We start from the raw sequence: 14,175 nt of genomic DNA, 5'->3' as shown, positions 1-14,175 counted from the left end.
TGCTCAAATTGAACAGTCTCTCTCTTTATTAGTAAGAAATTATTTTATCTTTTAATTGCTTTAACGGTTTGTTTAGATCCGTCTTTCATATTCAGGATTACTAAATACAATCCTTCTTTAAGATCTCTCAACTGAAGTTCAGAAGAAGGTTTTTCTATTGTTTTAATCAATCTTCCGGAAACATCAACAATTGAAACAGATTGTACTTTGGATACATCAGAGATCGTTAATCTATCTGTAAACGGATTAGGGTATACAGTAAGTTTATTCTCTTTTATTGCAGTTTCAGAAGTTGCCAAATTAGGATTCTGCTTTACTTCCACATTATCTAAAAGAACATCATCATAGAAGTATCCGTTACCACTCACGTTTTTATCTACAGTAAACCTCACCTGAATAGTTGCTCCGATATAAGAAGCTGCTAAAGGAACAGCAACTGTTCTCCATTGATTTAAGTTGGTATTATCACTAAAGATCACTACCCAACCGTTTCCATCATTTACCTCTACCGTAAGTTTATTATTATCATAAGTAGAAGGGGAAACTGTAGTACCACTTGACATAGAATGGTTTTTAAACCAGTCAAAAGAAACAATTGGCGCAGTTAATCCCGTTAAATTTACAGAAGGAGTAACTAATTGTACAGTATTTACACCAGCTCCTGCATATGGCGAACTCGCATCCACCCATGCATAGGTACCAGCTGCTTTTTGGTTATTAGCCGGACTTGCACCATAATCTGCACTTCCTGCAAATTTCCAGAAAAGAGTTGCATCCGTACCTGTTGCTGTAGGGTTTACATTGTTCCAGCAGTTTGGTGCTGCTCCACTATCAAAGTTTTGAACAAAAGGTGCCATAACTGTTCCACAAAGTGTATTGAAAACAGCAACAGTAGAACTCCATGCACTCTTATCAGAAGAACTGCAAACCGATCTCACCCATAAATAATAGGTAGTAGAAGGAGAAAGTCCGGATAGAGGAGCTGAAGTTGTAGTACTGGTTCCCAAAGCTGTTGTAGAAGCGGTAGGAGCTGTACTGCTTGTAGAATAGTAATACTCATATCCACTTCCAGGTGCTGTGGCAGGAGCTGTCCATGAAACACTTGCTCCAGTAGTTGTAATCGCTGAAACTGTAACAGCAGATGGCTCTGAACAAGTAGGAGTAACATCTATATTGATATCATCAACATAGATTTGATTCATATCTGCAAGAGAATATGCCTGGAATCCGATATAATAAACTCCTGTTGCGCTTGGCGTAAAGTCTGTAAAAGTATTTGTAACAGTTCCACCGGTAATATTACCATGATCTGCTATGGTATTCGTCATCGCCGAACTTGCAGGAGAAGATCCGTACGCTACTTTTACTTTTTCAGGATATTGTGTTGTACCGGTTGCGTTTGCATATTTATATTTAATTCTATAGCTAACGCCCGCTGTAAGGTTTAAACCTTGGGTAAAGAACCATGTATTGGCAGCATTACTACTGTTGTATGAATAATTAAGTACTTTCCCTGTAAATCCGGTTGGAGCAGTTGCTGTTTTCCATAAATTCCCGGAACCGCTATTAATAACTGTTGTACAAGTCGGTAAAGCCGGAGTAGTAACACTTTCAAAATCTAAAGTATATGGTAAGCCAGTTGAGCTACACACTGTCTGGAATGACCTTACTGTACATGCTGTTGCAGGACCTGTAATATTGGCAGTGTAGCCAGTAACAGAGTAATAATATGTAGTAGCAAAGTTGAGAGGTGTAGTGATCGTATAAGAATTACTAGCTCCACCCGCGATATCCATATCTAAAACATCATTTCCTCCTGAAGTGGTTCCGACTTTTAGTTTGTATCCTGCAGCACCATTTATGGCAGTCCATGTAATGGTAGGAGTTACACTTACTCCTGTAGCGCTGGAAGCCGGAGCTGTTACTGTAGGACAAAGACCTAATGTTGTAAAGTTAGCCGAGCTTGACCATACCCCTTTATCTGTTCCGTTACAGTTTCCTCTCACCCAATAGTAATACTGAGTTGAAGGAGTCAAACCTGATAAGTTAGCTGTTGTTACCCCTGCACCTACAGAACCCGAAGGAGTAACTGTTGAAATCGGAGCAGTTGAATTGGTAGAATAATAATATTCATATCCATTACCCGGAGGCGTTGTTGACGCCGTCCAGCTTATCGTTGCAGATTCAGGAGTCAGAGCAGCAGAAGAAAGGCCGGTTACTGTACTTGCGCAGTTCGGTGTAGTTGAAAAAGATCCTGCAGACACATATCCGCTTCCGGATCCGGCTGCATTTGGAATATGAGAATACACGGATTGTACTGCACCATTTAAAGCCTGTACCTGAACCTGGTAGGCCGTATTCTGAGTAAGACCTGTAATTGTAGCAGAAGCAGCAGAAACGGGATTACCCACAAGATCTGTCCAATCGCAGCTTCCAACTGCTCTATACTGAACATTATAGCCGGTTGCCCCGGTTGGAGCGGTCCAGTTTACAGTTGCAGCACTATTGGTGATTCCGGTTGCAGCAGCAAAAGTTCTTACAGGCGCCTGCGTACCAGGAGTCCATTTATATTGTAAACCTGCGGGAATTTTAACGTTTGCATTGGTTGTACTGGAGAAAAGCATAGTACTGTTATTAGCACTACCAGTAACTGCTTTAGACCAATCACAGGTAGTTCCGTTCGGTACATTTCCAATCATCAGAGAATTTACATTGGATGCGTAAGTAGTACTGTTTCCTCTTATTCCTACCTGAGGAGTACTATTTGAGGTACTGGTTCCTGGGTCTGTACAGTTTCCATAAATAATTTTGATTTCACCTGTAGCATACACCAGACGGATCTGAAAGTTCAATCTTTCGGTAGACCGGTTACTATAATTAGCATGATCCTGCCACTGCACAACAAATTCAGTCCCCAGATCCTCATATCTTACTTCATGATTTCCAGGCGGCTGTGTTGCATCCGATGATGAGAAACCTCCATCCTGTCCAAAAGCGGAAATTGCTCCTGTAGTTGTTCCTAAAGATGACATTGGAGTATAATTTGTCCCTGAAGGAGCAGCTCCAAAAGTTATAAATCCATTGGCACTTATATAACACGTAGTCATAGAAACGCCGCCGAAATTAAAAGGAGAAGACAGAGGAATTGCCGCGGATACTTCATTGTCATAAGTAGTATTGGTTCCGGTAGGAAATAATTTTGTACCTCCTGTAATCGAGGTGTAAGCTACCCCAGTACTTTTTGAAAAAGTATAGTTGGCAACATTGGTTTGTGCATAGACTCCCATACTCAGGGAGACTAAACACGAAAGTAGTAATTTCTTCATAAAATAGTAATAATAATAGTTTGGGCGGTAAATGTATAAATATTAATTTAATTTTTAAACGAAATATTAAAAATTATCATAATTTTTTACGCAAAAACAACTAAAACCACCATTAAAACATAATAAAATTAAACATTTATTTAAATTTAACAATTATTTCGCAATATATTGAAAAATATTAAACATCTAATTATCAAATACTTAAATACTATACAACCAAAATAGACTTCAGAAAATTTTTCTATTTAACATAAATAAATATTTAAAATTTTTCATCAATATCATCAAATAGCAAACAAAAAAAGAGCGACCTAAGCCACTCTTTTATATTATTAAGTATTTTTTTAGTTTAAATAAAACTCATATTTATTAAGAAGTTGAATTTCTTTAATCAAATCTCCATTAAGATCCACCGAATGCTTCATAGACTGCACTTCAATATGGGAGTCATCTTCGAGATTTTTAATAAAGAATTTCAGTTTTTGATTTCCTTTGTTTCTGTCGAGAACTGTTCTGAAAAAGTCAAGATCCTCAGGTCTTACATCCATTACATCCATTACTAAAGATATACTTTTTGCAAACCGTTCAAATGCTTCCTGAAGTTCTATCACATCATTTACATTCACGAAGACTCTTCCATCTTTTACCTGAGCAAATTTTATTTTAAAAATAACAAATCTCTGAACTTCCAGTTTCTCCTTCAGCCTCATATAATCTCTGTCTCCCAGTCTGAATGAATATGATCCTGAATAATCTTCGAGCGTAACAAAAGCTACTTTCTCACCACTCCTGAAACCATCCTGAACTCTGTATTCAGTAATAAGACCAGCTACAGTATATTCTTTTCCTCCGCCGCCATTTTCTCTTTCTTTCTGAAGCGTTTTCCAGTCTTTCTTTTTCTCTTCAAACAACTCTTCCTGTTTATTAGAAAAAGCCTGTTCTTTATAAGCATCTACCTCATCCAGATTCAGGAATAAGAAATTTCCTTTTGGTTCTGCTTTTTTAGTCACTTCCTCCACTACTTCCTCTTCGCCAGCCACTACATCATCTGAGACAATTTCTATAAGATCTACAGCATCATCCTGAGCATCCTTCTCCAATACGGGTGCTTCATCCGTAACTACTTTATCTTCCTCATTTTTCTCAAGAACAGATTTTTTAGAAAGCCGCCCCTGCATAAACTGGAACTGATATTTAAATTCATCCAGCGGATGGGCAGAAAGATAGAAACCGATAATCTCCTTTTCTTTATTAAGTTTATGCATATTTGGCCATTCCGGACAAGGTGCCAATTTCGGCTGCTCAATCTGAACTTCTTCCGCAAAATCTGCAAATAAAGAATGTTCCATCTCATTTTTACTTTCCTGGAAGCTCTGCCCATATCTGATAAGCCTTTCAAGATTGGTCTTTCCAGCCATATCAATGTCAAAATACTGTCCTCTGTGGAAAGAATCCAGTTCATCAAAAGCTCCGGCAAGCACCAAACTTTCCGCTACTCTTTTGTTCATCTGGGAAGGCATTATTCTTTCGAAAAAATCGTAAATATTTTTAAATCTTCCGTTCTCTCTTTCTCTTGTAATACATTCACTCGGTCCTTCACCAATTCCTTTGATTGCTCCCAATCCAAAACGGATCTGCCCCTTTTCGTTTACGGAGAACTTGTATTGAGATTCATTTACATCCGGTCCTAATACATCAACTCCCATACTTTTACAATCTTCCATGAACATGGTAATTGCATCCGTATTGTTAATGTTATTACTCATTACACTCGCCATATATTCCGCCGGATAATTCGCTTTTAAATAAGCAGTCTGATAAGCAATAAACGCATAACAGGTTGAGTGAGACTTGTTAAAGGCGTATTCTGCAAAGGCCTTCCAGTCGTTCCAGATTTTCTCTAATCTCTCCTCATTCAGGTTATTTTTTCTCCCTCCTTCAATGAATTTCGGGTACATTTTATTAAGAACATCGATCTGCTTTTTACCCATCGCTTTTCTCAAAGTATCGGCTTCACCTTTGGTAAAGTTGGCCAGTTTTTGAGACAAAAGCATTACCTGCTCCTGATAAACGGTAATCCCGTATGTTTCCTTTAAATATTCTTCTGTTTCTGGTAAATCGTAGACAATTTCTTCAATTCCATGCTTTCTGTTGATGAAGTTTGGAATGTATTTAATAGGACCCGGACGGTACAATGCGTTCATGGCAATGAGATCGGCAAAAACCGTTGGTTTAAGCTCCCTCATGTATTTTTGCATCCCTGGACTTTCATACTGGAAAATCCCTACTGTTCTTCCTTCTTTAAATAGCTGATATGTTTTAGCATCATCAAGGGGAATAAGATCCGGATCAATATCAATATCATATCTTGCTTTTACCAGCTTCAATGCATCCTTAATAATAGTCAGAGTTCTCAACCCCAGGAAATCCATCTTCAGAAGCCCCGCACTTTCCGCCACTGAGTTATCAAACTGTGACACCAGGATATCTGCATCTTTCGCTGCAATAGTCACCGGAACCAGGTTACTCACATCTTCCGGCGTAATGATTACACCACAGGCGTGAATCCCGGTATTCCTGATACAACCTTCCATCTTTTTGGCGCTTGCCAAAACTCCATGTCTCGCATCATCAGGAGTATCAAGAACATATCTCATTTCATCAACGAGCATCTGTTCTTCCGGCTTTAATTTATCATATTTTGCTAAAGCTTTCGCAATGTTCATCCCCGGACTCGGAGGAATCAATTTAGCAATATTGTTCGTGTCGGGAATTGGGACATCCAAAACTCTTCCGGCATCTTTAATGGCAGATTTTCCTCCCAACACTGAGTATGTGATAATCTGTGCTACCTGAGTTTTTCCGTATTTTTCAACTACCCATTTGATAATTTTATCTCGTCCTTCATCATCAAAGTCGATATCAATATCGGGCATGGAAACCCTTTCAGGATTCAGGAATCTCTCAAAAAGGAGATCATATTTAATAGGGTCTACGTTGGTAATTCCGATACAGTAAGCCACCGCAGATCCCGCAGCTGACCCCCTTCCAGGACCAACCCAAACCCCCATCTTACGAGCTTCATTACAAAAATCCTGTACAATAAGGAAGTATCCCGGATAACCGGTATTGGCAATTACTTCAAGCTCAAAGTCCAGTCGTTCTTTAATTTCATCAGTAATGCCTGTATCTTCATATCTTCTTTTCGCTCCTTCATAAGTAAGATAGGTAAGATAAGCCATCTCCCCTCTTTTTCCTCCGTCTACCTCATCTTCCGGATGGATAAATTCTTCAGGAATATCAAATTTTGGAAGGAGAACGTCCCTTTTTAAAGTATATGGTTTAAACTTTGCCGTAAATTCTTCATAGGCATCAAAAGCATCAGGATACGCTAGAAAGGCTTCTTTTATTTCATCAGAATTTTTAATAAAATATTCACCTGTTGCCAACCCTCTTCTTTTACCGAATCCCTTTCCAATAGGCGTTGTCAGCTTTTCACCATCTTTGATGCAGCTTACAATGTCCTGGATATTAGAATCATCTTTATTGGTATAAAAAGTCTCGTTCTGAGCAAGAATTTTAACATCATATTTATCAGCCAGATACAAAAGAACTTCATTCAAATGCTCTTCTTCAGGCAGTTTGTGATTCTGAATCTGAACATAAAAATCATCCTCAAAGGTATCTTTCCACCATTTGAAAAGCTCTTCCCCTTTCTGTTCACCGGTATTTAAAATCGCATCAGGAATATCTCCCATAATTCCGGAAGTCAAAGCAATGACTCCTTCTTTATACTGCGCAATCAATTCTCTGCTTACCCTTGGAACCCCAAAATAGAAACCTTTCAGAAATCCGATACTGGAAAGCTTTGCCAGATTTTTATAACCATTGAAATCTTTTGCCAAAAGCACTACCTGGGTTCTCCTGTCCGGATCATCCTTGGTAAATTGCTTTTGTTCATAACGTTCTGAAATATAAAATTCGCAACCTACAACCGGGATAAGCGGTTCGGAAACAGGTTCAGCTTCATTAAATTCCGTTCCGTTTTCTTCTGCTTCCTGCTTTTTCGCCAGGTATTCTTTATGTTTCTTTGCCCTTTCACCATTAGCACTCTCAACTGCTGACACAAACTTGAAAGCTCCCATCATATTTCCCAGATCTACCATACCGACAGCAGGGAAGTTTTCATCAGTAGCTTTTTTAATCAAATCATTGATACTCGAAGTAGCGGTAAGTGTAGAGAAAACACTGTGATTATCAAAATTGAAATATTTTCCTAAATCAATTTCATCAATACTTCCGAAATCCTGTTGTTTTTTCTTATTATGAAAATCAGCGACCTGCCTTCTGATCACAATATTGAAAGGCTTAATAGGATCCGGATAAAGGCTTCTGAAATAAGCAAGCTGATCTTCTGAAATCTTTAATGTCTCAGCCGGTACTACTCCAATTCTTACCATTTCAAAGAAAGCTCTGGCAGTAGCATTTACGTCGGCAGCAGCATTATGGGCTTCATCAAATTTGCTCCCATAAAGTTTTTCATACAGTTCTTCAAGTTTTGGAGGTTTAAAACGGCCTCCCCGGCCTCCGCCCAGCTGGCAGAAGTCAGTCCCCAAAATCATGGTATCTGCTTTGGGTTTTTCCTGAAGATTATCTTTCAGATTTTTTCTATAAAATTCTGCTCCTACAATATTATAGTCGAATTCTACATTATGTCCGGAAACCACCCTTACCCTTTCAAGGACTTTAGAAAACTCTTCAAGAATTTCCTGCAGATCCCGTCCTTCTTCATTGGCAATTTTGGTTGTAATCCCGTGAATACGTGCTGCATTGAAGGGAATATCGTACCCTTCAGGTTTTATGATATAATCCTGGTTTTCAATCAAGTTTCCATCATCATCGTGTACCTGCCATGCAATCTGAACCATTCTTGGCCAGTTATCCGAGTCTGAAAGCGGAGCGTTGAAATTTTTTGGTAAACCGGTTGTTTCTGTGTCAAAAATTAAATACATATAATGTTCTAACTTTTTTATAAAAAGAGAATGTAAAGTTACTTCATTTTTTCTAATTATTAGTTTATGACAAAAACTCACAATATTCAGAATAGCTAAACAATTTCGTTTTGTAAAAAAAACAACCAACTCAAACAATGTTGAAATAAAATATTAAAATGCAATTAAAAAAATTAGAATTATTCATTTAAAACTATTAATTACTAAATATTTACCATATATTTGACAAATTACAATTTTAATATTTCAACAACTAAAATGAAGAAACATCTACTTCTCATCAGCACATTAGCAATAGCTTTAGTAAGTGCTCAAAACAACGATGGTTTAAAGAGAGAATTTGAAAGACAAAACAAAGAGAATAATGAAAAGTTTGACTCTTATGTTTCTAGAAGATTTGGTAGTGATAGAAATCCTGAAACTCAAAAAATAATTCAGGAAATGAGAGAAAATCTGGCCGGGTTTAGTGGAAATGTTCCCAACTTTTACCAGTCAGAAGATCAAACTCAAATTTTAAATAACAATGTTGATGCCCTAACAACTGCCGGAGGTGTCAATGGTCTAGCCGGATCATTTAAAGGTGAAGGAATTGTATATGCAATTTTTGATGGAGGAAGAATTTATGAAGCTCATACCGCTTTTAATAACGCGGCAGGTAGAATTTCCAACAAAGAAGCAGCCACTAATGCTTATAGTGCCCATTCAACAGGTGTAGCAAGTATTATTGGTGCTAAATCTTCCCCTTTATCAGCCACAAGTAATGGAGTTGTAGTCACAGGAAATGCAATGGGAATTGCATTAAATTCAACAATGGATTCTTACAGATTTGCAACAACAACATTACCTGGTAACTCAACTACAAGTACTGTATTTGATAAAATCTTGCTGGCCCAACCTAAAATATCCAATCACTCTTATGGTATAAATGCTGCCTGGGATTATAAAACTACGGCAAACGGATATCCTGCTAACGGATGGTATTGGGGAGGAAATTATATTTCCGGAACTAATTACGATCTAATGGGAACCTATTATACAAACGACAGATCTTATGACGCTATCGTTTATAATAACCCAACTTATACTATCGTGAAATCTGCCGGAAATTATTTCGGATTCGGACCAGGATATTCAGGCAGTACTACAACAGCTTATTATTATAATGGATCGGGGTATTCTACCTATGCAACAGGTACAGAACCACCTGCTAACTGTGCACAAGGTTATGACTGTATAGGTTATGGCTCATTGGCTAAAAATATTATTGTAGTTGGAGCAACAGATCCTATTACTACAAATAACAGTAGATACAGTGCCGTTACAGATGTTTTAAAGTCTGATTATAGTAGTGCAGGACCTAGAGATGATGGTGGTATTAAACCAGATATTTCCGCTCCGGGCACCGATGTCTGGATGGCATCTACTGCAGAAAATACAACAGGAAGTACAACCTGGCAGGTGAATAGTGGAACCTCAATGGCAGCTCCTCAGGTAGCCGGAATTATTGGACTTTGGATGCAGATTTATAAATCCCTGTTCAACAATGCTCAGCTTATTGCTTCTGCTTCAAAAACTTTAATGGTGCATTCAGCTCTTGAAGCTGGTCAGATAGGTCCAGATCCATGGTACGGATGGGGATACATTAATGCCAAAAAAGGTGCTGAACTTCTTGTAGGAAAATCCAACAACACCATCATATTTAATGATGAAACATTAAATAATGGTGCAGTTAATACCAAAACAGTTAAAGCATCCGGAACTGAACCTTTAAAAGTAACTATATCCTGGATTGATCCAGAGTATACCAACATTACGAATCAATGGGATAATCTATACAACAACAGAACCTCAAGATTAATTAATGATTTAGATGTAAAAATTATCAATACAACAAACAACACAACTTACCTTCCGTGGAAACTGGATGCCAATAACCCAATGTTGCCAGCAACAAAAGGAGACAATACAGTGGACAATGTTGAGCAGGTAGTTATTGATACTCCGACACCAGGAGCTGTTTACAGAATTGAAATTTCTCATAAAGGAACATTAAAGAATAACGCTTCTCCAAGTGTTACTTCTCCTCAAAACTACTCTGTTATCGTAACAGGATTTACTGAAGTATTGGGAACTAAAGAAACCGGATTCGCAATGGATGCTGTAACAGTAGCTCCAACTGTTGTAAAAGACTTTACCAATATATTAAAAGCGCCTAAAAAGTCTACTTTTAATGTTTATGATCTTTCAGGTAAAAAACTACAGACAGGCATCATTAATAATGATAAAGAAACAGTAGATTTATCCGCTTACACAAAAGGAATTTACATCATTGAAATAAAAACAGACAAAGATGTTATTTCTAAAAAAGTGATCAAGGAATAACCTATATCAACAAAGATTTTACACAAAATACTAACAGTTGTTAGTATTTTGTTTTTTTATGTATATTTGCTTCCTATGGAAAATGCACTTCACGAAAAAGTTTCTCAGGATATATTACTCAAAGCGTATAATCATATGATGCTGGCAAAAGCCATGGCAGACATCTACGAAGAAAACAGAAATGTATGCAAATACGTTCACAGTACTTCCAGAGGTCACGAAGCTATTCAGCTTGCAACAGCTTATCAACTAAAGAAAGAAGATTGGGTTTCTCCTTATTACAGAGACGAAAGTATTCTTTTAGGAATTGGTTTTGAACCTTATCAATTAATGCTTCAATTACTAGCCAAAGCTGATGATCCTTTTTCGGGAGGAAGATCATATTACTCACACCCTTCAAGTAGGGATGAAAACAAACCAAAAATTGTTCATCAGAGTTCTGCTACAGGAATGCAGACCATTCCTACGACAGGAGTAGCACAGGGTATCAAATACATTCAGGATTTCAACCTTCAGCAATTTGAAAATAATCCTGTTGTGGTTTGCAGCCTTGGAGACAATTCCGTTACAGAAGGTGAAGTAAGTGAAGCTTTACAATTTGCAGCTTTACACCAGCTTCCTATCATCTTCCTGGTTCAGGATAACGAATGGGGAATTTCCGTAACAAAAGACGAGGCAAGAACCTGTGACGCTTATGATTTCGTAGCTGGATTTACCGGATTAAGCAGAATGAGAGTAGATGGAACTGATTTTGTGGAAAGTTTTGAAGCCATGAAAAAAGCCGTAGATTTTGTTAGAACAGAAAGAAAGCCTCTTGTTGTCTGTGCCAAAACGGTATTGATCGGCCATCACACTTCAGGAGTAAGAAGAGAATTCTATAGAGACGAAGAAGATTTAACAAAACACAGGGCCAAAGATCCGGGAGAGATCCTTAGAAAACATTTACTGGAAACAGGTGTTGATGAAGATCTTTTAAAGCAAATCACTAAAAAAGCACGTCTTGAAGCAGAAGAAGCTTTTGAAAAAGCTAAAAATGCAGAGGATCCAAAGCCTGAAAGCGTAATGCAGCACGTTTTCGCTCCTACTCCAATTACAGAGGAAACAGGAACTCGTGAACCTGCCAATGGAGAAAAGATTGTAATGGTAGATGCTGCCATCCACGCAATACAGGAATTGATGTGGAAACATCCGGAAGCACTTCTTTACGGACAGGATGTAGGGGAAAGAATTGGTGGAGTTTTTCGTGAAACAGTTACTTTAGGAAAAAAATTCGGTAGCAAGAGAGTATTCAATACAGCCATCCAGGAAGCTTATATCATTGGATCTACAGCAGGAATGAGTGCTGTTGGGCTTAAGCCAATTGTTGAGGTCCAGTTTGCAGATTATATTTATCCGGGAATCAACCAGTTGATTACGGAAATTTCAAAATCAAATTATTTAAGTGGTGGAAAATTCCCTGTAAGCAATATCATCCGTGTTCCTATCGGAGCTTATGGAGGTGGTGGTCCTTACCACAGTGGAAGTGTTGAAAGTATCTTAGCCAATATCAAAGGAATCAAAATAGCATACCCAAGTAACGCTGCCGATTTTAAAGGATTATTAAAAGCAGCATATTATGATCCGAACCCTGTAGTAATGCTGGAACATAAAGGATTATACTGGAGTAAAGTTCCGGGAACTGAAGATGCTAAAACGATAGAACCTGCTGAAGATTATGTTCTTCCATTCGGAAAAGGTAAAGTGATCATTGAAGCTGATAAAGATGAAACTGAAAAAGGCAGAACTTTATTAGTGGTTACTTACGGTATGGGAGTTTACTGGGCTAAAGAAGCAGCCAAAAACTTCAATGGAAGAGTTGAAGTAATTGATTTAAGAACATTAATTCCTCTGGATGAAGAACTTGTTTTTGAAAGAGTAAAAGCGCACGGGAAATGTATCGTTCTTACAGAAGAGCAACTCAACAACTCTTTTGCAGAAGCTTTTGCGCATCGTATTTCTAAAAACTGCTTCAAGTATCTTGATGCTCCGGTAGAGACGATGGGATCACTGGATGTACCTGCTGTTCCGATCAATCTTGTGCTGGAAAAAGAGATGCTCCCAAATGCTGAAAAGCTCAGCAGTAAGATCGAAGAAATGCTGAAATATTAATTTTATATAAACTTAAAACCTCTAAAAATATTTAGAGGTTTTTTTATGCATTTTTTTCACTACTTTTATTTAAGATTATCAATCTCAATTCTAATCTATTATCAACCAAGAAAACACAATTATCCATTATCTGAGAGTTACTACAAAATACAATTAATCCCAGTTTGGTATTTATTTTGTCTATACACGCAAAACACATCCATTTTTATGATCACTACAAAATACGTCAATTATAAACAGGTTCTCAATTTATCGGGTTTTCATCTTATACTGATTTCAATCTGGTGTACTCTGATCGCTGTCCTGTTCTATTTTTTCAACTGGCAGTGGATGACGATTCCATGGGTTCCTGTAGCTTTAATTGGTACGGCAGAAGCATTCCTTGTAGGTTTTAAAAACAATCAGGCGTATGACAGACTTTGGGAAGCCAGAAAAATCTGGGGTGGAATTGTGAATTCCAGCCGTTCATTTGCCTCTATGGTATATGCCTTCGATACTAAAAATGAAGAAATTGGAGTTTTTGATCTTGAAGACCGTAAAAAAAGAATCGTCTACCGTCACATAGCATGGTTATATACTTTCCGGGAACAACTTTTGATTCCTACAGAATGGGAGCATATCAGCACAGAAAATAATAAATTCGGGAATATCAACCTGAGAAGAAACAGGTTAATAAAAGCCGGTTTTCCTGACTACGGAAGAGCTCCTATTTTCCTGCACAAATACCTTTCGGAAGAAGAATACGAACTCAAAAACGATTATAAAAACTTCGCCACCTATCTGGTTGCCCAACAGGCAAAAGATATCAATGAGCTGAAAAACATGAATGCTATCACAGATTTCAATCAGACACAGCTTCAGAACGCACTGAATGAATTCTACAATTTTCAGGGACAGGCAGAAAGAATCAAGAAATTTCCTTCTCCAAGACAGTTTGCCAGCACAGCCTTTGTTTTCAATATTCTCTTTATCATGCTTCTTCCACTAGGATTAGTGAATGAGTTTGCAAAGCTTGGCGACTGGGGAATCTGGACTTCTATTCCTTTCTGTATCATTATCGGATGGATTTATATCATTATGGAACTGGTAGGAGATTATTCTGAAAATCCTTTTGCAGGATTAATGTTTGATGTTCCGATGCTTTCAATCTGCAGAACGATTGAAATAGACCTTCTTCAGATGAGCGGAGAAACAGACCTTCCGGATCCTATTTCTTCTAAAAATGGAGTGTTGGTATAATTTCTTAGTTATCTTGAAGACCTAAACTTTATATCAAAATCATTGTAAAACTTTAAAATATTCTCTAA

At 37.7% G+C, this 14,175-nt stretch carries 5 protein-coding genes; 3 read left to right on the top strand and 2 right to left on the bottom strand.

Annotated elements, in window-relative coordinates; genetic code table 11:
- Nucleotides 1-44: 44 nt before the first annotated feature.
- The gene (locus DEU39_RS20185) at nucleotides 45-3,326 is read right to left on the bottom strand and encodes a fibronectin type III domain-containing protein (protein WP_120233152.1); all 3,282 of its coding nucleotides are present in this window, start codon (nucleotides 3,324-3,326) and stop codon (nucleotides 45-47) included.
- A gap of 344 nt (nucleotides 3,327-3,670) precedes the next feature.
- On the bottom strand, nucleotides 3,671-8,338 hold the full coding sequence (gene dnaE / locus DEU39_RS20180) for a DNA polymerase III subunit alpha (RefSeq protein ID WP_120233151.1): 4,668 nt from the start codon (nucleotides 8,336-8,338) through the stop codon (nucleotides 3,671-3,673).
- A 258-nt stretch (nucleotides 8,339-8,596) separates the two neighbouring features.
- On the opposite strand from dnaE, the gene DEU39_RS20175 reads away from it, so the two are divergent.
- The 3 genes from DEU39_RS20175 (at nucleotide 8,597) to DEU39_RS20165 (ending at nucleotide 14,107) form a co-directional block, all read left to right on the top strand.
- Entirely contained in the window at nucleotides 8,597-10,720 is a 2,124-nt protein-coding gene (locus tag DEU39_RS20175; protein ID WP_120233150.1) for a S8 family peptidase, read from the top strand.
- 75 nt (nucleotides 10,721-10,795) lie between these two features.
- A complete protein-coding gene (locus DEU39_RS20170) occupies nucleotides 10,796-12,868 on the top strand; it encodes a thiamine pyrophosphate-dependent enzyme (protein WP_062671163.1) in 2,073 nt (690 codons plus the stop codon).
- A 207-nt stretch (nucleotides 12,869-13,075) separates the two neighbouring features.
- Entirely contained in the window at nucleotides 13,076-14,107 is a 1,032-nt protein-coding gene (locus DEU39_RS20165; RefSeq protein ID WP_062671165.1) for a bestrophin family protein, read from the top strand.
- Nucleotides 14,108-14,175 lie beyond the last annotated feature (68 nt).

The organism is Chryseobacterium sp. AG363, assembly GCF_003610675.1.
GTDB lineage: Bacteria > Bacteroidota > Bacteroidia > Flavobacteriales > Weeksellaceae > Chryseobacterium > Chryseobacterium cucumeris.
Note: the sequence above shows the minus strand (reverse complement) of the source record. Positions and strands in the feature narration are given on the sequence as shown.